This is a genomic window from Bartonella fuyuanensis (assembly GCF_014197255.1).
Lineage (GTDB): Bacteria > Pseudomonadota > Alphaproteobacteria > Rhizobiales > Rhizobiaceae > Bartonella > Bartonella fuyuanensis.
This window is the reverse complement of the sequence record NZ_JACIFE010000008.1, coordinates 1-25,528: the sequence shown is the minus strand read 5'-3', so window position 1 is coordinate 25,528 and position 25,528 is coordinate 1. Positions and strand designations below refer to the sequence as shown.

33 protein-coding genes are annotated in these 25,528 nt (G+C 38.7%); 1 reads left to right on the top strand and 32 read right to left on the bottom strand.

The features are described 5' to 3' along the window. Positions 1-118: 118 nt before the first annotated feature. Complete coding sequence (locus GGR08_RS04480; protein WP_183194188.1) at positions 119-1,906, top strand: glucan ABC transporter ATP-binding protein/ permease; 1,788 nt, start codon at positions 119-121, stop codon at positions 1,904-1,906. A 1,669-nt stretch (positions 1,907-3,575) separates the two neighbouring features. Here GGR08_RS04480 and alaS read toward each other — a convergent pair. The 32 genes from alaS to GGR08_RS04320 form a co-directional block, all read right to left on the bottom strand. Continuing rightward, complete coding sequence (gene alaS, locus GGR08_RS04475) at positions 3,576-6,239, bottom strand: alanine--tRNA ligase (protein WP_183194187.1); 2,664 nt, start codon at positions 6,237-6,239, stop codon at positions 3,576-3,578. Between the two features lie 167 nt (positions 6,240-6,406). Further along, positions 6,407-7,450 (bottom strand): recombinase RecA, encoded by a 1,044-nt coding sequence (gene recA / locus GGR08_RS04470; RefSeq protein ID WP_183194186.1) that lies wholly within the window; start codon positions 7,448-7,450, stop codon positions 6,407-6,409. Between the two features lie 600 nt (positions 7,451-8,050). Then, positions 8,051-9,370, bottom strand: a complete 1,320-nt coding sequence (locus tag GGR08_RS04465) for a replication-associated recombination protein A (protein ID WP_183194185.1) — start codon at positions 9,368-9,370, stop codon at positions 8,051-8,053. Positions 9,371-9,378: 8 nt separating this feature from the next. Next, positions 9,379-10,773 carry a DegQ family serine endoprotease gene (locus GGR08_RS04460; protein ID WP_183194184.1) on the bottom strand — a complete coding sequence of 465 codons (1,395 nt, stop codon included), beginning with the start codon at positions 10,771-10,773 and terminating at the stop codon, positions 9,379-9,381. Between the two features lie 269 nt (positions 10,774-11,042). Beyond that, a complete protein-coding gene (gene rplQ, locus GGR08_RS04455) occupies positions 11,043-11,471 on the bottom strand; it encodes a 50S ribosomal protein L17 (RefSeq protein WP_183194183.1) in 429 nt (142 codons plus the stop codon). Between the two features lie 24 nt (positions 11,472-11,495). Beyond that, entirely contained in the window at positions 11,496-12,509 is a 1,014-nt protein-coding gene (locus tag GGR08_RS04450; RefSeq protein WP_183194182.1) for a DNA-directed RNA polymerase subunit alpha, read from the bottom strand. Between the two features lie 106 nt (positions 12,510-12,615). After that, on the bottom strand, positions 12,616-13,005 hold the full coding sequence (gene rpsK, locus GGR08_RS04445; RefSeq protein ID WP_183194181.1) for a 30S ribosomal protein S11: 390 nt from the start codon (positions 13,003-13,005) through the stop codon (positions 12,616-12,618). A gap of 113 nt (positions 13,006-13,118) precedes the next feature. Beyond that, positions 13,119-13,487, bottom strand: a complete 369-nt coding sequence (rpsM, locus tag GGR08_RS04440; RefSeq protein ID WP_183194180.1) for a 30S ribosomal protein S13 — start codon at positions 13,485-13,487, stop codon at positions 13,119-13,121. A 175-nt stretch (positions 13,488-13,662) separates the two neighbouring features. Further along, positions 13,663-14,241, bottom strand: a complete 579-nt coding sequence (locus GGR08_RS04435) for an adenylate kinase (protein WP_183194179.1) — start codon at positions 14,239-14,241, stop codon at positions 13,663-13,665. After that, positions 14,238-15,584, bottom strand: coding sequence for a preprotein translocase subunit SecY (secY, locus tag GGR08_RS04430; RefSeq protein ID WP_183194178.1), 1,347 nt, complete (start codon positions 15,582-15,584; stop codon positions 14,238-14,240). Before secY ends, GGR08_RS04435 begins: the two co-directional genes overlap by 4 nt. Positions 15,585-15,749: 165 nt before the next feature. Continuing rightward, positions 15,750-16,214, bottom strand: a complete 465-nt coding sequence (gene rplO, locus GGR08_RS04425) for a 50S ribosomal protein L15 (protein ID WP_183194177.1) — start codon at positions 16,212-16,214, stop codon at positions 15,750-15,752. Between the two features lie 19 nt (positions 16,215-16,233). Continuing rightward, entirely contained in the window at positions 16,234-16,440 is a 207-nt protein-coding gene (rpmD, locus tag GGR08_RS04420; protein WP_183194176.1) for a 50S ribosomal protein L30, read from the bottom strand. A 31-nt stretch (positions 16,441-16,471) separates the two neighbouring features. Further along, positions 16,472-17,020 (bottom strand): 30S ribosomal protein S5, encoded by a 549-nt coding sequence (gene rpsE, locus GGR08_RS04415; RefSeq protein ID WP_183194175.1) that lies wholly within the window; start codon positions 17,018-17,020, stop codon positions 16,472-16,474. Positions 17,021-17,133: 113 nt separating this feature from the next. After that, positions 17,134-17,496, bottom strand: coding sequence for a 50S ribosomal protein L18 (gene rplR, locus GGR08_RS04410; RefSeq protein ID WP_183194174.1), 363 nt, complete (start codon positions 17,494-17,496; stop codon positions 17,134-17,136). Between the two features lie 12 nt (positions 17,497-17,508). Then, the gene (gene rplF / locus GGR08_RS04405; RefSeq protein WP_183194173.1) at positions 17,509-18,042 is read right to left on the bottom strand and encodes a 50S ribosomal protein L6; all 534 of its coding nucleotides are present in this window, start codon (positions 18,040-18,042) and stop codon (positions 17,509-17,511) included. A 38-nt stretch (positions 18,043-18,080) separates the two neighbouring features. After that, positions 18,081-18,479 (bottom strand): 30S ribosomal protein S8, encoded by a 399-nt coding sequence (rpsH, locus tag GGR08_RS04400; protein ID WP_183194172.1) that lies wholly within the window; start codon positions 18,477-18,479, stop codon positions 18,081-18,083. 14 nt (positions 18,480-18,493) lie between these two features. Further along, positions 18,494-18,799, bottom strand: coding sequence for a 30S ribosomal protein S14 (gene rpsN / locus GGR08_RS04395; protein WP_183194171.1), 306 nt, complete (start codon positions 18,797-18,799; stop codon positions 18,494-18,496). A 24-nt stretch (positions 18,800-18,823) separates the two neighbouring features. Next, positions 18,824-19,381: a 50S ribosomal protein L5 gene (gene rplE / locus GGR08_RS04390; RefSeq protein ID WP_183194170.1), complete on the bottom strand. Its 558-nt coding sequence runs from the start codon at positions 19,379-19,381 to the stop codon at positions 18,824-18,826. After that, entirely contained in the window at positions 19,374-19,688 is a 315-nt protein-coding gene (gene rplX / locus GGR08_RS04385) for a 50S ribosomal protein L24 (RefSeq protein ID WP_183194169.1), read from the bottom strand. Before rplX ends, rplE begins: the two co-directional genes overlap by 8 nt. 11 nt (positions 19,689-19,699) lie before the next feature. Continuing rightward, on the bottom strand, positions 19,700-20,068 hold the full coding sequence (rplN, locus tag GGR08_RS04380) for a 50S ribosomal protein L14 (RefSeq protein ID WP_183194168.1): 369 nt from the start codon (positions 20,066-20,068) through the stop codon (positions 19,700-19,702). 142 nt (positions 20,069-20,210) lie between these two features. Continuing rightward, complete coding sequence (gene rpsQ, locus GGR08_RS04375; protein WP_183194167.1) at positions 20,211-20,450, bottom strand: 30S ribosomal protein S17; 240 nt, start codon at positions 20,448-20,450, stop codon at positions 20,211-20,213. Positions 20,451-20,461: 11 nt separating this feature from the next. Then, complete coding sequence (gene rpmC / locus GGR08_RS04370; protein ID WP_183194166.1) at positions 20,462-20,662, bottom strand: 50S ribosomal protein L29; 201 nt, start codon at positions 20,660-20,662, stop codon at positions 20,462-20,464. A gap of 13 nt (positions 20,663-20,675) precedes the next feature. After that, positions 20,676-21,089: a 50S ribosomal protein L16 gene (gene rplP, locus GGR08_RS04365; RefSeq protein WP_183194165.1), complete on the bottom strand. Its 414-nt coding sequence runs from the start codon at positions 21,087-21,089 to the stop codon at positions 20,676-20,678. 36 nt (positions 21,090-21,125) lie between these two features. Then, positions 21,126-21,836: a 30S ribosomal protein S3 gene (gene rpsC / locus GGR08_RS04360; protein ID WP_183194164.1), complete on the bottom strand. Its 711-nt coding sequence runs from the start codon at positions 21,834-21,836 to the stop codon at positions 21,126-21,128. Beyond that, entirely contained in the window at positions 21,836-22,225 is a 390-nt protein-coding gene (gene rplV / locus GGR08_RS04355; protein WP_183194163.1) for a 50S ribosomal protein L22, read from the bottom strand. Before rplV ends, rpsC begins: the two co-directional genes overlap by 1 nt. 2 nt (positions 22,226-22,227) lie before the next feature. Next, the gene (gene rpsS / locus GGR08_RS04350) at positions 22,228-22,506 is read right to left on the bottom strand and encodes a 30S ribosomal protein S19 (RefSeq protein ID WP_004855734.1); all 279 of its coding nucleotides are present in this window, start codon (positions 22,504-22,506) and stop codon (positions 22,228-22,230) included. Positions 22,507-22,521: 15 nt separating this feature from the next. Then, entirely contained in the window at positions 22,522-23,355 is an 834-nt protein-coding gene (gene rplB / locus GGR08_RS04345) for a 50S ribosomal protein L2 (protein ID WP_183194162.1), read from the bottom strand. Positions 23,356-23,377: 22 nt separating this feature from the next. Beyond that, a complete protein-coding gene (locus GGR08_RS04340) occupies positions 23,378-23,671 on the bottom strand; it encodes a 50S ribosomal protein L23 (RefSeq protein WP_183194161.1) in 294 nt (97 codons plus the stop codon). Continuing rightward, the gene (gene rplD / locus GGR08_RS04335) at positions 23,668-24,288 is read right to left on the bottom strand and encodes a 50S ribosomal protein L4 (RefSeq protein WP_183194160.1); all 621 of its coding nucleotides are present in this window, start codon (positions 24,286-24,288) and stop codon (positions 23,668-23,670) included. The genes GGR08_RS04340 and rplD overlap by 4 nt, the downstream gene beginning before the upstream one ends. Positions 24,289-24,290: 2 nt before the next feature. After that, the gene (rplC, locus tag GGR08_RS04330; protein WP_183194159.1) at positions 24,291-25,028 is read right to left on the bottom strand and encodes a 50S ribosomal protein L3; all 738 of its coding nucleotides are present in this window, start codon (positions 25,026-25,028) and stop codon (positions 24,291-24,293) included. 27 nt (positions 25,029-25,055) lie between these two features. Beyond that, on the bottom strand, positions 25,056-25,364 hold the full coding sequence (gene rpsJ, locus GGR08_RS04325; protein ID WP_005773267.1) for a 30S ribosomal protein S10: 309 nt from the start codon (positions 25,362-25,364) through the stop codon (positions 25,056-25,058). Between the two features lie 60 nt (positions 25,365-25,424). Beyond that, on the bottom strand, positions 25,425-25,528 hold a 104-nt coding region (locus GGR08_RS04320), incomplete at its 5' end, for an EF-Tu C-terminal domain-related protein (protein ID WP_484478976.1).

Genomic DNA, 25,528 nt, shown 5'->3' with positions numbered 1-25,528 from the left:
ATTACAGTTAGTATCCAAAATTGCCTTTTCTTAACATTCAAATTTTATTAGCTAAAATTAAGCGTTATAAAAATCAACAGCTTTTATTACGCTTAACAGCAAATGGAGATAATTGACAGTGTCCTTTTTCAAAACCTATACACGTGTTCTCACTTACCTAAACAGAGAAAAAAATGCATCCCTTTTAATCTGTGCTGCTAATGTTATATTAGCCATTATTACCATTGCGGAACCTATTTTATTTGGATGCGTTATTGATTCTATTGCAGAAAAATCAGGTATTATCTCTACTCTTGCCATTTGGGTTTGTTTTGGACTTTCACATATTATTGCTTATGTTCTTGTTGCTCGCGGTGCGGACCGCTTGGCGCACAGACGTCGTTTAACAGTTTTAACAGAATCTTTCGAACGTATCATTTCTATGCCTTTAATTTGGCATCAACAACGTGGAACTTCTAACGCGCTTCATACACTTTTGCGCGCTATAGACTCCATGTCAACCATATGGCTTGATTTCATGCGCCAACATCTCTCAACGCTTGTTGCCTTATTAGTCCTAATCCCCACAGCCTTTAATATGAATTGGCGTCTTTCAATAGTCTTGATTGTTCTTGCTATCATCTATGTACTAATTGCACGCTTAGTGATGCGAAAAACAAAAGATGGACAAGCCGCTGTAGAATGCTACCACCATAATCTTTTTAAACATGTCAGTGATTCAATTTCTAATGTTTCCATTGTCCAAAGTTATAACCGAATAAAAGAAGAAACTTCCATACTGGCGCAACATACAAATGCTCTACTTGAAGCACAAAATCCTGTTCTCAATTGGTGGGCGCTTGCCAGTGGATTAAACCGAATGGCTTCAACGGTTTCAATAGTTTGTATTCTACTCCTTGGAGCTTTCTTTGTTGCAAAAAATCAATTACGGGTAGGTGAAGTCGTTGCTTTTGTTGGATTTGCACAACTCATGATTAGCCGTCTAGATCAAATAAGCAGCTTTATTTATTGTGCAATATCCTCACAAGCAAAATTACAAGATTTTTTTGAAATGGAAGATTCAACGTTTCATATCAACGAGCCCCAAAATCTCCCTTCCCTCCAAAATGTTAAGGGTGCCATACAATTCCATCATGTAACCTACAAATTCCCAAATTCTTCTCAAGGTGTTTTTGACATTTCCTTTGAGGTTAAAGCAGGACAAACTGTTGCGATTATAGGACCCACAGGCTCTGGAAAAACAACATTAATTAATCTTCTACAGCGTGTATACGACCCTACCTTTGGGCATATCTCCATTGATGGAATAAATATATGCTCGATCAGTCGTGAATCTTTACGCAAATCTCTAGCAACAGTATTTCAAGACACAGGTCTTTTCAACCGAAGTATTCATGACAATATCTCAATAGGAAGAGCAAACGCAACAAACGGAGAACTTTATGAAGCAGCAAAAATAGCAGAAGCGCACGATTTTATTCTGACAAAAGCTGATCGTTATAACACAATGGTGGGTGAACGAGGATCTCGATTATCAGGTGGGGAAAAACAACGATTAGCAATTGCCCGCGCTATTTTAAAAAATGCACCCATTCTCATTCTAGATGAAGCAACAAGCGCTCTTGATATTGAAACAGAAGCACGTGTCAAAAATGCCCTTGATTGCATAAGCCATAACCGCACCACTTTCATTATAGCCCATCGCCTCTCAACAGTACGCAATGCTGATGTAGTCCTTTTTTTAGAACATGGTCACTTAATTGAAAAAGGAAACTTCCAAGAATTAAACGCTAAAGGAGGCCGTTTCTCTAAATTCTTAAAAGCAAGTGGTTTAACAATCAAACCACTCAAAAAAGAAGGAAAAAATGAAAATGTAATCTCCTTACACGAATCCATAGCATCATAAAAATGATACTCTTCACAAAGCTCATGCACAAAAGTATCTCTTGAATACAACAGGAGTGCTTTGTTGATGCAAGTAAAAAATTTTTAAGCATGCTATAATCTATTTTGAATGCAAAATATTTGAAGCAAATATTAAAACTGTTGGGTACTTTCTCGGCTGTTGTAATTTTTTATTAGAATTACCTCTATCTTCACATATCAAAGAGTGTACAAAATAATTTAAGGAAAATATAAAGATATAAAGGCAAAAACAATTCCAATTTTACCGTCTTTTTTAACTCAGCTTTACAACTTTCAAAACCAGCTAAAGTAATGTTTTTTTAATAACGAATATTCCGTATCACTTCACGGTTTGTTTACCACATTCCTTAGCAACAGAGCATGCAAACCAATTATCAAGCATCGCGATTATTTATCCGATATCTTTACTGTACAGGAATTTTATAGATATGAAGCAATTTTGCACTTTTCAGTCTGTCAAAAGAACATCATTTTTTGTCATTATAAAATCCTTTTACTATAAAAAATGAAAACAAATCACAAGCATTTATTAATTATATTTTTTATTCCTTGAGAAATGATACTTTATTTATAAAAAAAACAATATCTTATCATATATCTTCTAAAAACTAAGATGTATCAGTGCTATTTGAGCAGCTCCAGCTTTGTAAATCCAAGGGAAGAAAGCGTATTGCATACCTCTGTTTGCATCCTCTCTACAACCAGCAGACGACCTAATTTTGTGAAAATATAAAGACGGAACAGTAAAAACCAGTTTCCATCTTTCTTATCTCCTTCAAAAGTATCTAAAGCAATATCTTTTTTTAATAACGAAGATTACTTATTGCATCACGCTTTTATTTTTAATATTCTTTAATGGAGTTGTATCCCTCACATAAAATAAAACGCTTATCGAGCTACAGCTTCATGCGTCTGTTTTAAAAAGATATCTCTTAATGCTTCCAAACCTGTTTCACTACGGTGACCATGAAGGGTAGAATGATAAAATTATTGAGACTCCCATCTGACACTTGTGAAGAAGCAAGCTGATACCATCACATTATTTACCATCTCCCAACATCGCAGCAAATCTTGCATTAAGACAATTCATAAGAACCATTTTTACTCCTTTCTTATGATCCATATCATTCATACCGCTTGTGGTGTGCAAGCAAGTGATTTTGATTGCTTCAGAATACACAGATTTAACAAGAAAAATAGAAGCAATATAACAGCCATCTTATTGAATTTTTCAAGACAAAAAATTTTAATCAATTGAAAGCTAATAAAATAATTGATAGCTTATAATTTTATAAGCGTACAAATAATCGTATATTATTCCTTCCATAAAATAAGATAGAGATGTTTTTTTAAAACAAATCTGTAAGTGCAACCCAATAAATACTACACTTCGTAAAAAACATATTATAAAAAGGCATGAAATTTTGCATAATCTCTCTTACTTTAAAAGATGACTCTCTAAACTCTTAAAAAAGATAAAAATAAATAAAAAAATAATAATAAAGAAACACTCTGTTTTATCTTTACGTTTTTGTATTTCCGCTCAATTACGCAGTACCTGCATTTCAACAATTCATCAAACTTATGATACTTTGTGGATAATTGAACATAAAAATATAAAAAATACATATAAGAAATGATTTTATTTCTTAAATTTTTTCAAGAAAATCTCTTAGTACTGTAAATGCTTCACCTGCCTTGTTCCCCTCAGGACCACCAGCCTGCGCCATATCAGGACGACCACCACCACCTTGACCACCAAGCACTGCTGAAAGAATACGAACAAGATCAATAGCATTCAACTTACCTGTTAAATCATCTGTAACGCCAACAATAGCACTCCCTTTTCCATCCTCCGAAACACTAATAAAAGCCACCACTCCAGATCCAATTTGTTTTTTCCCAAAATCGACTAATGCCTTAAGATTCCGTGGTAAAATATTTTTAACAACGCGTCCGATAAAAGAAAATCCATTGATGACGATAATATCATCTTGGATACTTTCTGTTATCACATCACTTAATAGTATTTTTTTTCGTATATCATTCAAATCTTTTTCAAGTTTACGACAATCATCAAGCAAAATTCGTACGCGTTTTTCTACATCTAAGGAAGAAGTTTTTAAAAGATCAGCGATCTCATGTATATGTTCATCTTGTTGACAAAGATAAAGACGTGCTTCTTTCCCTGTTAAAGCTTCAATCCGACGCACCCCAGCTGAAACAGAACTTTCAGAAACAATATGAATCAAACCAATATCGCCTGTTCTTTCTACATGTATCCCTCCACAAAGCTCAATTGACCAGCATTTTTTAACCCCTCCCTCAAGAGGTTTTCCCATAGAAACAACGCGAACTTCATCTCCATACTTTTCACCAAATAACGCCATTGCTCCTTCAGAAATTGCATTATCTACAGTCATGAGTCGTGTTATAATTCTACTATTTTGCAAAACAATCTCATTTGCCAAATCTTCTATTTTTTTCAATTCTTCCAAAGAAACAGATTTTGGATGAGAAAAATCAAAACGCAAACGATCCGGCAATACAAGGGAGCCTTTTTGAGTAACATGAGATCCCAATATTTGTCGTAAAGCCTCGTGTAATAAATGAGTAGCAGAATGGTTTGCACGAATTTTTTTACGACGCACAACATCCACGATTAATTCAACACAATCAAATATCTTCGCCTGACCAGATTTTACTTCTCCAAGATGAATAAAAATACCATCAGCTTTTTTCTGAGTATCATACACCTCAAAAATAAAACCTTCACCAGAAATGATACCGCTATCACCAATTTGCCCTCCAGATTCACCATAAAAAGGGGTCTGATTCACCACAAGAATGGCTTTCTGCCCTAGAGAAACATCATCAACAATTTTACCATCACACACAAGAGCCGTAATAATTCCTTCAGCTTTTTCTGTTTCATAACCTAAAAATTCTGTAACCCCTACTCTATCACGAACAGAAAACCAAATTGTCTCTGTCACTGCTTCACCAGAACCAGACCAATGAGCACGAGCTCCCTCTTTCTGACGTTTCATTGCATTATCAAAGGTATCAACATCGACAGATATTCCACGATGCCGAAGCACATCTTGCGTCAAATCAAGCGGAAAACCATAAGTATCATAAAGCTTGAAAGCAACTTCACCATTTAAATGATCTCCTTCTTTAAGCAGACTACTCGCTTCATTTAACAAACCAAGTCCTCGTTCAAGTGTTTTGCGAAAACGCATTTCTTCTAACTTCAGAATTTCCGAAATTAAAGATTCAGCACGCACCAATTCAGGATAAGCTTGCCCCATTTCGCGAATTAAAGCGGGTAAAAGCCGCCACATTAAAGGATCTTTAGCACCAAGAAGATGCGCATGACGCATAGCACGACGCATAATACGACGTAAAACATATCCCCTTCCTTCATTAGAAGGAAGAACACCATCAGCAATCAAAAATGCACATGAGCGAAGATGATCAGCAATAACACGATAACTTACAATAAAATCGCCAGTTGCCTCAACTCCTGTAATTTCTTTTGATGCTTCAATTAATGCACGAAAAAGATCAATATCATAGTTATCATGAACCCCCTGTAAAACAGCAGCAATTCGCTCTAATCCCATGCCAGTATCAATAGAAGGATGAGACAATTCAACGCGCTCTGCCTTGCTTACTTGCTCATACTGCATGAAAACTAGATTCCAAATCTCAATAAAGCGATCACCTTCTTCTTCCATACTTCCAGGAGGCCCCCCCCTGATTTCATCACCATGATCATAAAAAATCTCCGAACAAGGACCACAAGGACCTGTATCGCTCATTGTCCAAAAATTATCAGCTGTCGCAATCCGAACAATTTTTTCATCTGAAAGACCTGAAATTTTACGCCATAATTCAGCAGCAACATCATCAGTATGATAAACTGTTACTAATAATTTATCTTTTGGCAGACAAAATTCCTTTGTTAAAAGATTCCATGATAAAAAAATGGCTTCTTCTTTAAAATAATCACCAAAAGAAAAATTCCCCAACATTTCAAAAAACGTATGATGGCGCGCTGTATAACCAACATTATCAAGATCATTATGCTTTCCACCTGCACGAACACATTTTTGCACCGTTGTTGCCTGCTTATAAGGAGGTTGTTGAAGTCCAGTAAAGACATTTTTAAACTGTACCATTCCTGCATTTGTAAACATGAGTGTGGGATCATTACGGGGAATAAGTGGACTAGAAGAAAGAATTTTATGCCCATTACGATGAAAATAGTCCAAAAAGCTTGACCGAATGTTATTAACACTATTCATATTAATACCTGTAAAGTACAGTGCAAAACCATAAAAATTAAATACCTTCCGAATTTAACATTCTCTATTGCTACACTCGCAGAGTCAGTTAATCAAAAAGCAGAATGTTTTTTCAAAAAAATTGAAAAAATCTTAAATAAAAAAACTATAGATGAAAAAACGCTCTATCAAATAGCTTCATCGCTTTCTGTATTTTCTGACCCTGCATTTTCTAATAATTCAATCGCAATCAAACCGGCATTTTGGCGCAAAGCTGCTTCAATCTCTGCAGCTATTTCCGCATGTTCACGTAAAAACTGTTTTGCATTCTCACGCCCCTGTCCTAAACGCTGAGAATTATAAGAAAACCATGCACCAGATTTTTCCACAATGCCAACCTTGACACCTAAATCAATCAATTCACCTACTTTGGAAATGCCTTCACCATAAATAATATCAAACTCAACCTGTTTGAACGGAGGTGCCAATTTATTCTTTACCACTTTAACACGCGTCTGATTACCAACGATTGCATCCCTATCTTTAATAGATCCAATGCGACGAATATCTAAACGAACAGAAGCATAAAACTTTAAAGCATTTCCACCTGTTGTCGTTTCAGGAGAGCCAAACATCACACCAATTTTCATGCGAATTTGATTAATAAAGACTACCATACAATTAGAACGAAAAATTGCTGCTGTTAATTTCCGCAATGCTTTACTCATTAACCGAGCTTGCAATCCAGGCAAAGCATCACCCATTTCACCATCAATTTCTGCCCGTGGTGTTAAAGCTGCGACAGAATCCACAACAAGCACATCAACTGCACCAGAACGAACCAACGTCTCTGTAATTTCTAATGCCTGTTCACCAGTATCTGGCTGAGAAATGAACAAGTTTTCTAAATCTACACCAAGCTTACGTGCATAAATAGGATCAAGCGCATGCTCTGCATCAATAAAAGCACAAATCCCACCGCTTCTCTGCGCCTCAGCAATAGCATGCAGAGCCAATGTTGTTTTCCCAGAACTTTCTGGTCCATAAACCTCAACAATACGGCCCTTTGGTAGTCCACCAATTCCTAAAGCAATATCCAAGGATAACGACCCTGTTGGAACTGTTTCAATTTCAACAACCTGCTCTTTTTGCCCAAGACGCATAATGGAGCCTTTACCAAAAGAACGTTCAATTTGTGAGAGAGCAGCATCGAGAGCTTTTGTTTTATCCACGATTATATCCTTGATTGATTCATAATAATCCAACACTTATATTGTGCACTGTATTTTTAATTTAACTAAAGCATTGAATTTAGATTTTCACAGACTATTCCCATTCCTATCTCCACATTCTACCCAGAACACATCAAAATCACCACAATAAAAGACCTAACATTGCTTATCTTATGACACAAAATAGGTTTTAGTAACAGTAAAATAATACTTCTATATGAAAGAAAATTAATACATTTATATCTTTCTAGAAAAGGAACATTTTCAATTTCAACACAATGTTCTATGGTCCCTTTGCGTATCCCTTTAATTAAATACTTAAGAGAGAATCACTCCTCTGATATTGATCACACAAAAATGCATCACCAATCAAAAACATACTAGATTGCATCTAATTAACCACACAAATAAGACAGTTTAATTGTTGAATGAAATATCTTTTAACCTTAAATCCGTAAAAGAACATGCATTTTTAAAAATATCACTTAAAAATGACACTACCACTAATCCAATAAGCATTTAAAATATAAACTAAATTGTTCATCCAATTTATTAAGGGATAAAAAATAAATCTAAGATCAATAAAAAATTTATTTTAACTTAAACTTTATTTTTGATTTTTTGGCGCAATTGTTTCCACCATTCAAGCCGTTTTAAAATTTCTCGTTCAAAACCACGCTCAACTGGTTTATAATAACTCTGACGCCCAAGTTTTTCAGGAAAGTACTCTTGCCCTGAAAAAGCATCTGGTTCATCATGGTCATAACAATAACCATCACCATACCCTTCCTCTTTCATAAATTTCGTAGGAGCATTAAGAATATGCTTAGGCGGCGACAAAGAACCATTTTTACGCGCACAATGCATAGCTGCTTTATACGCGAGATATGTTGCATTTGACTTTGGTGCAGTTGCAACATAAAGACATGCCTGTGCCAAAGCCAATTCTCCTTCCGGTGATCCTAAATAATCATAAGCGTCTTTTGCCGCATTACAAATGATAAGAGCTTGAGGATCTGCTAAACCAACATCTTCAACAGCCATACGAACCAATCGTCGTCCAATATAGTGAGGATCTTCACCGGCATCCAACATACGTGCCAAATAATAAAGCGCTGCATCAGGATCAGACCCACGAACGGATTTATGCAATGCTGAAATGAGATTATAATGGCTATCTCGTCCTTTATCATAAATGGGTGCACGACGTTGAATAACTTTTTGCAAAGCAGCAACATCAAGAATCTCTTCTGACGGTGCAATAGACCAAACTTCTTCTGCCAATGTCAATGCTACCCGTGCATCACCATCAGATATCTCTATCAAAACGTTTCTAGCATTATTATCCACGGGAAGAAATTTTCCCTTCACTTCTTCAGCACGCCTCAAAAGCCTGTCCAAACTCTCATAATCATGAGAAAAAAACGTCACAACGCGTGCACGTGAAAGAAGAGCAGCATTAAGCTCAAAAGAAGGATTTTCAGTTGTCGCACCTATAAGGACCACAGTACCATCCTCCATAACAGGAAGGAAACTATCCTGCTGTGCTCGATTAAACCGATGAATTTCATCAACAAAAAGAAGGGTTTTATCCCCAGATATAAAACGCCTCTTTGCAACTTCAAAAATCTTTTTAAGTTCAGAAACTCCTGTAAAAATAGCAGAAATTTGTTCAAACACGAAATTTGTCTCAAGTGCTAACAAACGTGCAACTGTAGTTTTTCCCGTCCCTGGAGGTCCCCAAAAAATCATCGATCCAATTGAACCAGCTGCCACCATACGTGAAAGCAAACCATCCCCTCCGATCAAATGCTTTTGTCCCACAACATCATTGAGAGAACAAGGGCGCATTCTTTCTGCAAGAGGCTGATTTTTATTAACTTGAAAATCAAACGATGAAGTAAAAAAATCTTTCTTCAAAAAAAACCTCAACGAATAAATTGACGAATATACATACCCTCACGTTCATATTCCAATTGCCACGTACGCGAACGAGCTTGCATAAGAATCTTTTTCAATTGATGAACTGTTTGAATTTTATGGCCATTTATAACACGTAGAATATCTCCTGACCGAAAAATTCCAGCAGCATTGCTCATTTCATCAAGATTGATAATCACAACACCTTTTGCAGATACAGGAAGATGAAACCGTCGACTATTTTGTGGTGTTAAATCTAATACCTCAGCACCAGCAAGAGGACTTTCACCCACGATTTTTTCAGATTTTAAAAGTGCAGTTTCCGATATTGATGAAACTATTATTTGTGTTTTTAAAATTTTTCCACTTCGTAAATATTCTAAAGCAAGGCTATGCCCAATGCCAGCAATCATCAAACGATACCCAAGACTATCTGGACTCTCAACGCGCACTCCTTGCACACTTAAAATAACATCGCCCACTTTCAAACCAGCTTTTTCAGCAGGACTATCTTTGATAACTTCAATAATAAGAGCACCATAGGGACGTTCTAAACCTAAACCACCAGCAATATCAGATGTAATATTTTGAAAAGATGCCCCAATATAAGGCGGCACAAAATATTTTCCACCGCGTTTAACAGTATCAAGCATCACTTTTACAAGATTAACTGGAATAGCAAAACCAATGCCTACAGAACCACCGGAACGCGAATAAATAGCCGTATTAATCCCAATTAACTGACCTTTGATATCAATTAAAGCTCCACCAGAATTCCCTGGATTAATAGCAGCGTCTGTTTGAATAAAAAAGTCAAAATCAGAAATCCCAACACGTGTACGCGCTTGCGCTGAAACAATACCACTTGTAACCGTTTGCCCAACACCAAAAGGATTACCAATAGCAAGAACAAGATCACCAACTTCAACAGCATCAGAGTTTCCTAAAGGAAGAACAGGAAATTGAGCATTTTTTGCATCAACTTCCAAAACGGCAAGATCTGTTGCTTCATCTTTGAGTATAACTTTGCTCTCAAATTCACGTCCATCAGAAAAAGCCACTTTAATTTCGCTTGCATCTTTAATAACGTGGTAATTTGTAACAATCAAACCACGTGCATCAACAATTACTCCTGACCCTAATGATGATTGCTTACGGACAGGAAAATTATTTTGAAAATGACCAAAAAATTGCTCAAAAAATGGATCACCCTCAAAAGGTGAGCGCGCTTTAATTTGTCGAGCTGCATAAATATTTACAACAGATGGAACTGTTTTTTTAACTAAAGGAGCAAATGAAAGAGTAATTTCTTTTTGTGTTTGAGGAATATGAGCATACACATGATCAAACGATATCTGCAGCATAATCGCAAAAAAAATCCGCACCCCAAAAGAATACCTCATAATCTACTCCTTATAAAATCAGTACATTCTGTTGAAAGTTAATAGAATTTTAAAAACTATCCCCGCAAATTAAGGATTTCTATTAATATTTCATAATAGCAAATAAAAACAATCTATCTAAACAATAAATATTATAAAAATCAGATAATTCAACATCATATAACTTTCTCCCTGCATTTATTTCTCAAGTAAAACAAACTTAAAAGTGCTCATAAAAAAAACCGCCCAAGACAAGGCGGCCTTTAAAAATTCAACAGAATAAGAAGAATCTACGAAGAAGCCTCCTTTTCACTTTCAGAAACTCCCACACGAGCACGATTCCTAGCTCCTTTTGCTTCAACATCACGATCAACGAATTCTATAACAGCCATGGGTGCATTATCACCAGTACGAAATCCCGCTTTCATAATACGCAAATACCCACCGTTGCGTGAAGCATAACGCGGCGCAAGCGTATCAAATAATTTTGCAACCTTTGCTGAATCACGAAGCGCAGCAATCGCTTGTCGACGCGCATGCAAACCTCCACGCTTGCCAAGAGTAATAAGTTTTTCAACAATAGGACGAATTGCTTTAGCTTTTGGAAGTGTTGTTATAATCTGCTCATGCTCGATCAACGACATTGCCATATTTGCAAACATCGCTTTACGGTGACTGGCAGTCCGATTCAATTTGCGGCCTGACTTCTTATGGCGCATAAGCCCTCTCCTTAAATTCTAACTTTAATACTGATCTTCATAGCGTTTAGCAAGATCATCAATGTTTTCAGGCGGCCATGCAGGAATCTCCATCCCAAGATGTAACCCCATACACGCTAAAACCTCTTTAATCTCATTCAACGATTTGCGACCAAAATTTGGTGTCCGAAGCATTTCAGATTCCGTTTTTTGAATCAGATCACCAATATAAACAATATTATCATTCTTAAGACAATTTGCCGAACGAACCGAAAGCTCTAATTCATCCACTTTTTTAAGAAGTGCTGGATTAAACGAAAGCTCAGAATCAGTCTCTTCAACAAGCTCCTTCTGTGGCTCTTCAAAATTAATAAATAATGACAATTGATCTTGGAGAATGCGTGCTGCAAAAGCAACAGCATCTTCTCCATTAATAGCACCATTTGTTTCAACCGTTAATGTTAATTTATCATAATCCAGAACCTGACCTTCACGAGTATTTTCTACTTTATAAGATACTTTACGAATTGGTGAATAAAGACTATCAACTGGGATAAGTCCTATACGTGAATCATCAATACAATTACGATCAGATGGAACATACCCCTTTCCTGTGTTAACAATAAATTCCATACGAATTTCAGCATCTTCATCAAGAGTACAAATAACATGATCTGGATTTAAAATTTCCATATCTCCAACAGTATTGATATCTCCCGCTCTCACAACACCAGGCCCCTCTTTATAAACAACAACACGCTTAGGCCCTTCTTCTTCCATACGAAGTGCAATTTCCTTTATATTTAGAATAATATCCGTAACATCCTCACGCACACCTGGAATTGATGAAAATTCATGCAAAACACCATCAATCTGCACAGCAGTAATAGCTGCACCACGCAATGAAGATAACAATACGCGACGAAGCGCATTTCCCAACGTTAACCCAAACCCCCGCTCAAGAGGCTCAGCAATCACACTTGTAATATTCGGATTATCATGCGCACATGACTCAACCTTATTGGGCTTAATAAGTTCCTGCCAGTTTTTCTGGATCATATTTTTATTCCCGTTCTTTAGTTCCGTTACCATTCAATCGTAACGACCAATGTGAACATCAGAGTGAACATCAGAGAAATCTCCGACAACAAAAAACAACACCCATTTAAACACGCCGCCTTTTTCGTGGACGACATCCATTATGAGGAATTGGTGTTACATCACGAATAGAAGTAATAACAAAACCAACAGATTGCAACGCACGTAAAGCAGATTCACGCCCCGATCCAGGTCCACAAACTTCAACTTCCAAAGAACGCATCCCATGCTCTTGCGCCTTTTTTGCACAATCTTCCGCAGCAACTTGAGCAGCAAAGGGTGTAGATTTACGCGCCCCTTTAAACCCTTGAGCACCAGCAGATGACCACGCAATCGCGTTTCCCTGTGCATCAGTAATAGTAATCATTGTGTTATTAAATGTTGAATTAATATGCACAACACCCGACGAAATATTCTTACGTTCGCGACGACGAACACGTGTGGCTTCCTTGGCCATAATCTCCCTTTCAACGATCTCATCACTGCCGTAATATCAGCAGCCGCATCTTCTTTTCCTTGCTAAAAACCAAACAAGAAACAGAATATATAAAAAACTTCTACTAAAGGCTCTTATTTCTTCTTACCAGCAATTGCCTTAGCAGGACCTTTACGCGTACGAGCATTCGTATGTGTACGCTGCCCTCGAACAGGCAAAGACCGACGATGACGCAATCCACGATAACAACCAAGATCCATCAAACGCTTAACATTCATAGCAACCTCACGACGAAGATCCCCTTCAACCTGATAGCCCTGATCTATCGCTTCACGAATCCGTAAAACCTCAGTATCTGAAAGTTCATTCACACGACGCCTTATGGGAATGCCAACCTTTTGAATAATCTCTTGAGCAAATTTTGGTCCAATCCCGTGAATATATTGAAGCGCAACGATAGCGCGCTTATTTGTCGGGATATTGACGCCAGCAATACGAGCCACGCCTACTCTCCTTAGTTATGTTGACAAATTATATAAAATACCTGATATACCTTACAGAAAAAAATGGACTCAGAAACCCTTCCGAATCCTCCTATTTCATCGAAATGAACTAAACCCGTTTGTGATAGATTTCATCTCAAAAGTCAACTGTTTTCATTTACTTCTAAAAAAAATCTTATGAAAGAAATCCTCTAATCATTCGTGTCACTTCAGCAATACCAATCATTCCATCAATAACCTTCAAGATTCCCCGCTCTGAATAAAATTTTGATAAGGGAGCTGTTTTTTCACGATATTCGACTAACCTTTTTGCAAAAACAACAGGATTATCATCTAGCCGAACCTGCCCACCAGCCACTATCGTTTCCTGAACACGTTTCTTCATACGTTCAATCAATATATCTTCATCAGCATACAATTCAATAACAGTATCAAGTTGCATATTTTTTGACGCCAGTATCTGCTGTAACACCTCTGCTTGTCCCACAGTTCGTGGATACCCGTCTAAAACAAAACCGTTTCTACAATCAGCTTCATTAATCCGATCTGATACGATTTGATTAACAATGCTATCAGGAACTAAAGCACCAGAACTTATAATAGTTTTTGCTTTTTTACCAATTTCCGTTTTTTTGGTAATAACCTCACGCAACATATCGCCTGTTGATAAATGAGGAATGTTATATTCCTCAGTCAACATTTTAGCTTGCGTACCTTTTCCTGCTCCAGGAGGACCCAAAAGAATAACTCTCATCGATTCCTTCTACCTCCACGAAGTTTTGATTTTTTTATCAACCCTTCATATTGGTGTGCAAAAAGATGCCCCTGAATTTGAGCAACCGTATCAAGTGTAACAGTAACAACAATTAATAAGGATGTCCCCCCAAGATAAAAAGGAACTTGTAATGCCGATATCATAAATTCAGGTAACAAACAAACCAAGATAATATAAATAGCACCCACAACAGTAATACGTGTCAAAACATAATCAATATATTGGGCTGTGCGCTCACCCGGACGAATCCCTGGAATAAAACCAGAATGCTTTTTCAACTGATCTGCAGTATCATTTGGATTAAACACAATAGCCGTATAAAAAAAACAAAAAAACGCCATTAAAAATGCATAAACAATCATATAAAATGGCTGTCCATGAGAAAGAGAATAAGAAATCGCCTGAATCCATTGGGGCATTTTATCAGAAAAATTATTAATAGTAGCAGGTAATAACAATAAAGATGAAGCAAAAATAGGAGGAATAACACCAGCCGTATTCAACTTTAAAGGAAGATGCGACATATCACCTTGAAATATTTGATTACCAATCTGACGTTTTGGATACTGAATAAGAATTCTCCGCTGCGCACGCTCTATAAAAACAATAAACCCAATAACAAAAACAGCAATAAGAATAATTCCCATTAAAAGAAAAGTTGATAAATCAGCCTGACTATGAGCTGTCAAAAGTTGGGCAAAAGTAGAAGGAAAATTGGCCACAATCCCTGTAAAAATGATGAGAGAAACCCCATTTCCAACACCGCGTGATGTAATTTGCTCGCCAAGCCACATTAAAAACATTGTCCCACCCACAAGCGTAATAACAGAAGAGATACGAAACATAAGTCCTGGTTCTAAAACAATTTGAAGCTCTGTCCCTATACCGCTTTCAAGCGCAACCGCAATACCAAAAGCCTGTAGAATTGCCAATACTACTGTTACATAACGCGTATATTGATTAATAATCTTACGACCCAATTCCCCTTCCTTTTTAAGAGTTTCCAAAGAAGGAATAATAGACGTTAACAATTGTACAATAATAGATGCCGATATATAAGGCATGATCCCCAATGCAAAAATTGCCATACGCCCAACAGCACCTCCAGCAAACATATTAAAGAGCCCTAATACACCCGATGCATGATGCTCAAATGTTTGCCGCAAAGCATCAATATTTATACCCGGAAGAGAGATATAAGTGCCAAAACGATATACAAGAAGCGCCGCCAGAGTAAACCAGATGCGCTTCTTTAATTCAGTTGCACGAGAAAAGGTACTGAAGTTTATATTGGAAGCAAATTGCTCTGCTGCTGATGCCATAAAACGTCTCCACTTTACACTCCAGTTTTTTCAATTCCAGAAGTATAATTACAAAATCCATATCTTCAAACACAAATAAATGCACAACTCAAACAATTTTACATAAAAGATTTTACAGAACAGCTATAACACCCTTTAAATTTTTACTCATAATCAAAAAAACTATCAAATAACATCAGAAAAAATAACCTGACCACCTACTTTTTCAATCTTAATACGAGCAGCTTCTGAAGCGCCAGAAACATGAAAGACAATCTTAGCCTTCAAATCACCATCAGAAAGAAGACGAACACCATCTTTTTTACGACGAATAAGAGCAGCTTCTTTTAAAGCAATTATATCAACAGGCTTTTCAATATTCAACTTACCTGCATCAACTGCCAACTGAATACGTCCCAATGAAATCTCATTATAAGCTTTGGCAAAAAAATTCCTAAATCCACGCTTCGGTAAACGACGATAAATGGGCATTTGTCCACCTTCAAAACCACTAAGGGAAACACCAGAACGCGATTTCTGCCCTTTTACACCGCGACCACCAGTCTTACCAGTACCTGAACCAACACCACGCCCAACGCGCTTACGATTTCTTGTTGCGCCCTCACAATTACGCAGTTCATTGAGTCTCATACTAATACTCCCACAATTCTTAAGCTTTATCTATAATGCGAACAAGATGCCGAACCTGAGCAATCATACCCTGCACACAAAGGGTATCTTCTAAAACACGCCGCCGACGCATTTTATTTAATCCAAGCCCCTTTAAGGTTGCACGCTGAATCTGTGAGTTCCGGATAGGGCTTCCAATTTGCTCTACTATTACAGTTTTACCAGTCCGAGATTTTTTTTGAACCATTTCCTAATTCCTTTTCTGATAATCTCAGAAACTACCCTTCTACGTCAATCAAATGGCGACGACGCGCCTGCAAAGTAGAATATTTTATTCCACGCCGAGCAGCAATATCCCTAGGATGCATTTGTTGTTTCAATGCATCAAATGTTGCACGCACCATATTATAAGGATTCGAAGACCCTAATGATTTTGCAACAACATCCTGCATACCAAGAGCTTCAAAAATAGCACGCATAGGCCCTCCAGCAATAATACCAGTACCAGAAGAAGCTGAACGCAACAAAACACGCCCAGCGCCATGACGGCCTTCAAGATCATGATGCAACGTACGTCCAGAACGAAGCGGAACATAAATCATCCTACGCTTTGCAGATTCCGTTGCTTTACGAACAGCTTCTGGAACTTCACGAGCTTTACCATGACCAAAACCCACACGTCCCTTTTGATCTCCAACGACAACAAGAGCAGCAAAACCAAAACGTCGACCACCCTTTACAACTTTAGCAACACGATTAATATGAACAAGCCTATCGACAAATTCATTGTCGCGCTCTTCTCTCTCACCACGTTCTTTTTGTGCCATTCCTCATTCCTTTTTCTTTTCCGGAAGCACGATAAAAAAGCTCCTCACCAAACTGGAAGAACTTAAACGAACCCCCCCTAAATCCCCCTAATCTACCCACAAATAAGAAAACTTTAGAAGTTTAGACCACCTTCACGAGCAGCTTCAGCCAAAGCTTTGACTCGTCCATGGTACACACATGCCCCACGGTCAAAAAACACTTCATCAATACCAGCTTTCTTCGCACGCTCTGCAATTAATTTACCAACAGCGAAAGCCGCTTCTTTACCAGCACCACTCTTTAAAGACTTCTTTAAATCACCCTCAAGAGTAGAAGCTGAAACAAGCGTACATCCCCGTAAATCATCGATAACTTGAGCATAGATATTTTGATTTGAACGATAAACGCTAAGTCGAAGGCGATTATGAGAAACCATTTTTATTCTATGACGAACACGCCTTGCACGGCGCTGGATAATGTCCTTAGATGAAACCATAATACAAAATCCTTATTTCTTTTTACCTTCCTTACGGAAGACAGACTCATCAGCATGCTTAACACCTTTACCCTTATAAGGTTCAGGCCTACGATATTCGCGAATCTCCGCTGCCACTTGCCCAACCTGCTGTTTATTAATTCCAGAAACAACAATTTCTGTGGGCTTTGGAACAGTTACAGTAACACCTGATGGAACTTTATAAACTACATCATGCGAAAAACCTAAAGAAAGCTGAATATCCTTACCTTGCAAAGCAGCACGATAACCAACTCCATTGATCTCTAACCTCTTTTCAAAACCATTTTTTACACCACAAAAAATATTCTCAATCATTGAGCGTGACATACCCCATTTAGAGCGCGCATCTTTTGACTGATCTCGCGGGATAACTGATATAACGTTTTCTTCCAATTTGACTAAGACCTCATCATTAACGACGTAACTTAGTTCACCTTTTGGACCTTTTGCCTTAACTAGCTGACCTTCAACAGTAGCAGTAACTCCAGAAGGAATTAAAATGGGTTTCTTTCCAATACGAGACATCGTTCTAACCTACTTTTTCTTCCGTTTTCTTGATATAACTAGAAAACACGACAAAGAAGTTCTCCACCAACATTCTGTTCACGCGCTTCATGATCCGCCATAATACCTTTAGGGGTCGACAAAATCGAAATACCTAAACCATTTGCCACTTGCGGAAGTGACTTAGCAGAAACATATACACGACGACCCGGCTTTGATACACGCGAAATTTCACGAATAGCAGCCACCCCTTCAAAATACTTCAATTCAATTTCAATTTCAGCTTTTCCATCACCTAAATCAATATGATTATATCCGCGAATATAACCTTCCAACTGAAGAACATCAAGAACGCGCGCGCGCAACTTCGAAGCTGGAGTAACCACTTTACCCTTTTTACGACCAAGTGCATTACGAATACGCGTTAACATATCACCAAGAGGATCTGACATAGACATTAAATAATCTCCTCTTACCAACTAGACTTCACAATACCAGGAATATGGCCCACAGAGCCAAGTTCACGCAATGCGATCCGCGACATTTTTAACTTACGATAATAAGCCCGCGGACGACCAGAAACCTCACAACGATTACGAACCCGAACCTTTGAAGAATTACGCGGTAATTCCGCCAACTGAACAGAAGCTTTAAAACGCTCCTCCAGAGAAACTCTCTGATCCATCACAATTGCTTTCAAACACGCGCGACGCGCAGCATAACGCTTCACCATTCTTTCACGACGCTTATTTTTTTCAACGGCACTTACTTTGGCCATAATCTCACCTCGCTACATTTGCCGTTACGAACGAAAAGGAAAATTAAAAGCACGCAATAGTTCACGAGCTTCATCATCCGTTCTTGCTGTCGTACAAACGATAATATCCATGCCCCAAATTCGATCAACTTTATCATAGTTGATCTCTGGAAACACAATGTGCTCTTTAATACCCATAGCAAAATTGCCATGACCATCAAAGCTTTTCGGATTTAAGCCACGAAAATCACGAACTCGCGGAAGAGCAATCGTGATAAGACGATCTAAAAACTCAAACATACGATCTTTACGCAACGTAACTTTAGCCCCTAGTGGCATTCCTTCACGAACTTTAAAGGTCGCAATAGAATTACGCGCGCGCGTAACAACAGCCTTCTGACCTGTTATTAGTCCTAAATCCTCAGCAGCAAGGGAAGGCTTCTTCGAATCAGCAGTAGCTTCACCTACCCCCATATTTATCACAATTTTATCAATCCGCGGAATTTGCATAATATTTTTATAATTAAACTTTTCTTGAAGCATTTTACAAATCACTTCAGAATAATATGCTTTCATACGCGGTATTTGTCTTTCCTCAGCCATTAATCAAATCTCCCGAACGCTTGGCAAAACGCACTTTATTACCATCTGCATTCACACGAAATCCCACACGCGTAGGTTTACCATCTTTAGGATCAGCAATTGCCAAATTAGACAGATGAATCGGAGATTCTTTAGAAATAATTCCAGCTTCTTGCTTCTGCGTTTGACGTTGATGACGTTTAACCATATTAATCCCACGAACAACAGCTTTGCTCTCTTTTGGACTAACTCTAATTACCTCACCACTACATCCTTTATCCTTACCCGATAAAACAACAACTTTATCACCTTTTCGAATCTTCTGCATAACATTACCCCTTATAACACTTCAGGAGCAAGCGAAATAATCTTCATATGATCCTTACCACGCAATTCACGGGGAACAGGCCCAAAGATACGAGTACCGATCGGCTCTTTTTTATTATCCACTAAAACCGCAGCATTACTATCAAAACGAATGATACTACCATCTGAACGGCGAATATCTTTAGCAGTACGAACCACAACAGCCTTCATAACATCACCTTTTTTAACACGTCCACGAGGAATAGCATCCTTAACCGAAACAACAATAATGTCACCAACTGAAGCATATTTTCGCTTTGAACCGCCTAACACCTTGATACACATGACACGACGAGCACCAGAATTATCAGCAACGTCAAGGTTTGTTTGCATCTGAATCATGACTGCCTACCTTTTTTAATATATACATTCGATCGTACTTTTTATACATCCGGATTTTCCTGCCAAATAACGATAAAATTACCGCTTTCAAACTTACCAACGAAAAATAACTGTTAAATTTCAAAACAACAAACCTAACTAATTATGCTACACTGTCTTTCACAACAATCCAACATTTATCTTTCGAAATTGGTCTAGATTCTTGAATAGAAACTCGATCTCCGATCCTGAACTGGTTGTTTTCATCATGTGCTTTATAATTCTTAGACTGCCGAACAGTCTTTTTAAGAAGCGGATGAGAATAACGACGCTCAACTCTGACAACTATAGTCTTATCGCTTTTATCGCTAATAACAACACCCTGCAAAACGCGTTTAGGCATCTCTTATTTCCTTAAACATTATTTTTACTTATCTTCTGACAAAGAAAAGTTTTAACACGTGCAATATCACGACGAACTTGTTTAACACGTGCAGTCTTTTCTAATTGACCCGTCGCTTTCTGAAAGCGCAAATTAAACTGCTCTTTTTTCAAACTAGCCAATTCATCTTTCATTTGATCGAGCGTTTGTGTCCGTAATTCTGTAGATCTCATCGTTTAACCTCTTTTATTCAACAATACGATGGATGAAACGCGTTTTTATCGGCAATTTTGCAGCACCTAACCTTAGCGCTTCACGTGCAATATCCTCAGAAACTCCATCAAGCTCAAACATGATACGCCCAGGAGCAACACGCGCAGCCCAATAATCAACACTTCCCTTACCCTTACCCATACGAACTTCAGTCGGTTTAGATGTAACCGGAAGGTCTGGGAAAATGCGAATCCATACACGACCAGAACGCTTCATGTAACGTGTAATCGCACGACGCGCAGCCTCAATTTGACGAGCAGTAATTCGATCCGGCTCAACAGCCTTCAAACCATAGGCACCAAAATTCAAATTGGTACCTCCCTTTGCAACACCGTGAATACGGCCCTTGAACTGTTTACGGAACTTTGTGCGCTTTGGCTGCAACATTGTTCTTTACTCCAAAATTTAGTTTAACCTCAAAAACTAAGCATTTTCGCGCCGACGATTCGATGAAGAAACAGATTGATCAACTTCCGTCGCACGACGCTCTGAAGCCATCGGATCATGCTCAAGAATCTCACCTTTAAAGACCCACACTTTAATACCACAGATGCCATAAGCGGTTTTAGCCTCTGCTGTACCGTAATCAACATCAGAACGCAAAGTATGAAGCGGAACACGGCCTTCACGATACCATTCCATACGGGCAATTTCAGCGCCACCAAGACGACCAGAACAATTGATACGAATACCTTCCGCACCAAGACGCATAGCAGACTGAACGGCACGTTTCATGGCACGACGAAAAGCAACGCGACGCTCTAACTGTTGAGCAATTGACTGCGCAATAATCGTAGCATCAATCTCCGGTTTACGAATCTCCACAATATTTAATGAAGTTTCAGCATTTGTCATTTCTGAAAGCTTACGACGAAGCTTTTCGATATCAGCACCTTTTCTGCCAATAATCAAACCAGGACGTGCAGAATGAATCGTAACACGACACTTTTTATGAGGACGCTCAATAACAACCTTAGAAATAGCAGCCTGTTTAAGCTCTTCAAGCACATATGAACGAATTTTCAAATCTTCATGAAGAAGACGTCCATATTCGCCACTATCAGCATACCAACGAGAATCCCAAGTCCGATTAACACCAAGACGAAGCCCTATTGGATTGATCTTCTGACCCATTACGCGGCCTCCATTTTTTCGGTAACTTCACGAACAATAACGGTAAGATGTGAAAATGGACGCTCAATTCTACTGGTACGTCCTCGACCACGAACATGAAAACGCTTCATCATTATCGACTTACCAACATAAGCCTCTGCTACAATAAGCGAATCAATATCAAGACCGTGATTATTCTCTGCATTTGCAATCGCGGATTCAAGTGTTTTTTTCACAGTTCCAGCAATACGTTTGCGTGAAAACATCAAATCAGCTAACGCCGTATCAACTTTTTTACCACGAATCATCGCAACGACTAAATTAAGCTTTTGCGGACTAACGCGAATTGTCCGTGTAACAGCTCTTGCTTCATTATCTTTAAGCCGGCGCGGAACCTTAGCTTTTCCCATTCCTACTTCCTCTTCGCTTTTTTATCGGCACCATGACCATAATAAGTCCGGGTAGGAGCGAACTCACCAAACTTATGTCCAACCATTTCTTCAGAAACAGAAACAGGTATATGCTTATTGCCGTTGTAAACACCAAAAGTTAAACCAACAAATTGCGGTAAAATCGTAGAGCGACGACTCCATATTTTTATAACTTCATTACGCCCACTTGCACGCACTTTTTCTGCTTTACCAAGAAGATAGCCGTCAACAAACGGACCTTTCCATACTGAACGAACCACTTCAGATTACCTTTCTCATTTCTTGCGCTGATGACGCGTACGCATAATAAACTTATCAGTGGCTTTATTGGAGCGCGTACGCTTACCTTTTGTAGGTTTACCCCAAGGAGATACAGGATGACGTCCCCCCGATGTGCGACCTTCACCACCACCGTGCGGATGATCCACGGGATTCATAGCAACACCACGAACATGCGGACGTTTTCCACGCCAACGTGCCCGACCTGCCTTACCATCATTAATATTCCCATGATCAGGATTTGAAACAGCGCCAACAGTTGCAAAACAACTACTAGATACCAAACGCTGTTCACCAGAATTTAAACGAAGAATAGCCATACCATGATCTCGTCCAACCAATTGAACATAAGTCCCCGCTGAACGCGCAATCTGCCCTCCTTTTCCTGGCTTCATTTCAACATTATGGATAATTGTACCTACCGGCATATTAGCAAGAGGCATAGCATTACCTGGCTTAACATCAACATTTAAACCAGCAATAACAGAATCACCAACACCAAGGCGCTGTGGTGCAAGAATATAACTCAATTGTCCATCCTCATAGCGAATTAAAGCGATAAAAGCAGTACGATTGGGATCATACTCTAAACGTTCAACTCTTGCTAAAATACCACGTTTAAGACGTTTAAAGTCAACAAACCGATATCTACGTTTATGTCCACCACCTTGAAAACGAGCAGTAATACGACCACGATTATTGCGTCCACCTTTTGAAGACAAACCCTCAGTTAATATCTTTACAGGCTTTCCTTTATAAAGACAAGAACGCTCTACAATAACAAGCCGACGCTGTCCAGGCGTAGTTGGATTAAACTGCTTAAGTGCCATTAATTCCTATCTCCATGCTTCTTTAAAGACTTGTTGAAACGTCAATAACCTGGCCACTGGCCAGAGTTACGATTGCTTTTTTAACATCACTCTGCCGACCAACAATACCCTTGAAACGCTTCACTTTACCCTTACGGACTATTGTGTTAACAGCTTTAACTTTTACGCTAAAAAGCGCTTCAACAGCAGCCTTAATCTCAGGCTTTGTCGCTTTCGGCGCAACATTAAAAGCAACTTGATTATATTCAGAAATCATAGTAGACTTCTCAGTAACAACTGGACTAATAATTATATCATAATGGCGAAAATCTGTCATTTAAAACGCTCCTCAAGAGCTTCAATAGCTGCCTTTGATAAAACAAGTTTACCGCGACGCAAAATATCATAAACATTAATTCCCTGAACGGGCAAAATATCAACATTAGGGATATTAGATACCGCACGAAAAAAGTTAATATCAATCTCTTTACCATCGACCAAGAGAGCATTATTAAATCCAAGCTTCGAAAAATAAGAAACAAGAATTTTCGTTTTAGCATCTTTAACAGTCAGCTCATTCACAATAATCAAATCTTTTGCTTTTAATTTTGCAGATAAAGCAAGACGCACCCCAAGAGAACGAATCTTTTTAGGAAGATCATGCGCATGGCTACGAACTACTGGCCCATGCGCCTTACCTCCACCTCTAAACTGCGGTGCACGTGCAGATGAATGCCGAGCACGCCCGGTTCCTTTTTGTTTAAACATCTTCGCTCCCGTTCGCGAAACATCAGAACGGCCTTGCGACTGATGACTCCCCTGTTGACGACGGGCAAGCTGCCAACGAACAACACGTTGCAAAATATCCTCACGAGGCACAAGATCAAAAATAGCTTCAGAAACCTTCAATTTGCCAGCTTCATTACCATCAAGAGTTTTAATTACAAGATCCATTATTAGGCTCCCTCAGCTTTAGAGGTGTCCGTCACTGGAGCGACCATTTTTGTTTTCTCCTTCTCAAGACAGCGAATACCAGCAGGCTTCGGAGCATCATCAGGAAGACACTTCTTCACAGCATCCCGTACCAAAATCCAGGAACCTTTAGAACCAGAAACAGCACCACGAACTAAAATCAAACCACGCTCAATGTCAGTGGAAATAACCTCGATATTCTGGGTTGTCACACGTACCTGCCCCATATGGCCAGCCATCTTTTTGCCTTTAAAAACTTTACCAGGATCTTGGCACTGCCCAGTAGAACCATGAGCGCGATGTGTGATTGAGTTACCATGGGAAGCACGATGTCCACCAAAATTATGCCGTTTCATAACACCAGCAAAACCCTTACCAATGCTGACACCAGTCACATCAACTCTTTGTCCCGGAATAAAGTGTTCCACTGTAATCTCAGTACCAACATCTAGAAGATTATCGGGACTAACACGAAACTCCGCCAACTTAGCTTTAGGCTCAACAGAAGCCTTAGCAAAATGCCCACGAAGGGCTTGCGAAGTATTCTTAACTTTAGCAAAGCCTACACCTAATTGAACAGCAGTATAACCATTCTTTTCAATTGTACGCTGAGCAACAACTTGACAATTCTCCAAACGAAGCACCGTTACCGGCACATGTTCACCAGAATCACTATAAATACGGGTCATGCCCAGCTTCTGTGCTATTACACCTGAACGCATCGGGTCTGTTCCTTCTGTCTTCAAACCTCAGAGCTTAATTTCTACATCCACACCAGCAGAGAGATCGAGCTTCATAAGCGCATCCACTGTTTGTGGCGTTGGATCAACAATATCAAGAAGACGCTTATGTGTACGCATTTCAAACTGCTCACGACTCTTCTTATCGATATGCGGTCCACGATTGACGGTAAATTTCTCAATCCTCGTCGGAAGAGGAATGGGACCACGAACATTTGCACCAGTACGTTTAGCAGTTGATACAATTTCACGTGTAGACGTATCAAGAATCCTATGATCAAACGCCTTCAAGCGAATACGAATATTTTGACTGTTCATGCTCTTTATTTCCCTGTTATAGAAAGTACCTTTATAATAAAGGAACTCAACAAATATTATTTATTCAACGATTTCAGAAACGATACCGGCACCAACAGTACGACCACCTTCACGAATAGCAAAACGAAGTTTCTCTTCCATTGCTATTGGAACGATCAACGAAA

What these genes read in the sequence shown, in the direction of transcription:
- alaS (WP_183194187.1), bottom strand. Translation starts at nt 6,239, where the DNA reads ATGAATAGTGTTAATAACATTCGGTCAAGCTTTTTGGACTATTTTCAT.
- GGR08_RS04460 (WP_183194184.1), bottom strand. Translation starts at nt 10,773, where the DNA reads ATGAGGTATTCTTTTGGGGTGCGGATTTTTTTTGCGATTATGCTGCAG.
- rplQ (WP_183194183.1), bottom strand. Translation starts at nt 11,471, where the DNA reads ATGCGCCATAAGAAGTCAGGCCGCAAATTGAATCGGACTGCCAGTCAC.
- GGR08_RS04450 (WP_183194182.1), bottom strand. Translation starts at nt 12,509, where the DNA reads ATGATCCAGAAAAACTGGCAGGAACTTATTAAGCCCAATAAGGTTGAG.
- rpsK (WP_183194181.1), bottom strand. Translation starts at nt 13,005, where the DNA reads ATGGCCAAGGAAGCCACACGTGTTCGTCGTCGCGAACGTAAGAATATT.
- GGR08_RS04435 (WP_183194179.1), bottom strand. Translation starts at nt 14,241, where the DNA reads ATGAGAGTTATTCTTTTGGGTCCTCCTGGAGCAGGAAAAGGTACGCAA.
- secY (WP_183194178.1), bottom strand. Translation starts at nt 15,584, where the DNA reads ATGGCATCAGCAGCAGAGCAATTTGCTTCCAATATAAACTTCAGTACC.
- rplO (WP_183194177.1), bottom strand. Translation starts at nt 16,214, where the DNA reads ATGAGACTCAATGAACTGCGTAATTGTGAGGGCGCAACAAGAAATCGT.
- rpmD (WP_183194176.1), bottom strand. Translation starts at nt 16,440, where the DNA reads ATGGTTCAAAAAAAATCTCGGACTGGTAAAACTGTAATAGTAGAGCAA.
- rpsE (WP_183194175.1), bottom strand. Translation starts at nt 17,020, where the DNA reads ATGGCACAAAAAGAACGTGGTGAGAGAGAAGAGCGCGACAATGAATTT.
- rplR (WP_183194174.1), bottom strand. Translation starts at nt 17,496, where the DNA reads ATGGTTTCATCTAAGGACATTATCCAGCGCCGTGCAAGGCGTGTTCGT.
- rplF (WP_183194173.1), bottom strand. Translation starts at nt 18,042, where the DNA reads ATGTCTCGTATTGGAAAGAAACCCATTTTAATTCCTTCTGGAGTTACT.
- rpsH (WP_183194172.1), bottom strand. Translation starts at nt 18,479, where the DNA reads ATGTCTATGTCAGATCCTCTTGGTGATATGTTAACGCGTATTCGTAAT.
- rpsN (WP_183194171.1), bottom strand. Translation starts at nt 18,799, where the DNA reads ATGGCCAAAGTAAGTGCCGTTGAAAAAAATAAGCGTCGTGAAAGAATG.
- rplE (WP_183194170.1), bottom strand. Translation starts at nt 19,381, where the DNA reads ATGGCTGAGGAAAGACAAATACCGCGTATGAAAGCATATTATTCTGAA.
- rplX (WP_183194169.1), bottom strand. Translation starts at nt 19,688, where the DNA reads ATGCAGAAGATTCGAAAAGGTGATAAAGTTGTTGTTTTATCGGGTAAG.
- rplN (WP_183194168.1), bottom strand. Translation starts at nt 20,068, where the DNA reads ATGATTCAGATGCAAACAAACCTTGACGTTGCTGATAATTCTGGTGCT.
- rpsQ (WP_183194167.1), bottom strand. Translation starts at nt 20,450, where the DNA reads ATGCCTAAACGCGTTTTGCAGGGTGTTGTTATTAGCGATAAAAGCGAT.
- rpmC (WP_183194166.1), bottom strand. Translation starts at nt 20,662, where the DNA reads ATGAGATCTACAGAATTACGGACACAAACGCTCGATCAAATGAAAGAT.
- rplP (WP_183194165.1), bottom strand. Translation starts at nt 21,089, where the DNA reads ATGTTGCAGCCAAAGCGCACAAAGTTCCGTAAACAGTTCAAGGGCCGT.
- rpsC (WP_183194164.1), bottom strand. Translation starts at nt 21,836, where the DNA reads ATGGGTCAGAAGATCAATCCAATAGGGCTTCGTCTTGGTGTTAATCGG.
- rplV (WP_183194163.1), bottom strand. Translation starts at nt 22,225, where the DNA reads ATGGGAAAAGCTAAGGTTCCGCGCCGGCTTAAAGATAATGAAGCAAGA.
- rplB (WP_183194162.1), bottom strand. Translation starts at nt 23,355, where the DNA reads ATGGCACTTAAGCAGTTTAATCCAACTACGCCTGGACAGCGTCGGCTT.
- GGR08_RS04340 (WP_183194161.1), bottom strand. Translation starts at nt 23,671, where the DNA reads ATGACAGATTTTCGCCATTATGATATAATTATTAGTCCAGTTGTTACT.
- rplD (WP_183194160.1), bottom strand. Translation starts at nt 24,288, where the DNA reads ATGGATCTTGTAATTAAAACTCTTGATGGTAATGAAGCTGGCAAATTG.
- rplC (WP_183194159.1), bottom strand. Translation starts at nt 25,028, where the DNA reads ATGCGTTCAGGTGTAATAGCACAGAAGCTGGGCATGACCCGTATTTAT.
- rpsJ (WP_005773267.1), bottom strand. Translation starts at nt 25,364, where the DNA reads ATGAACAGTCAAAATATTCGTATTCGCTTGAAGGCGTTTGATCATAGG.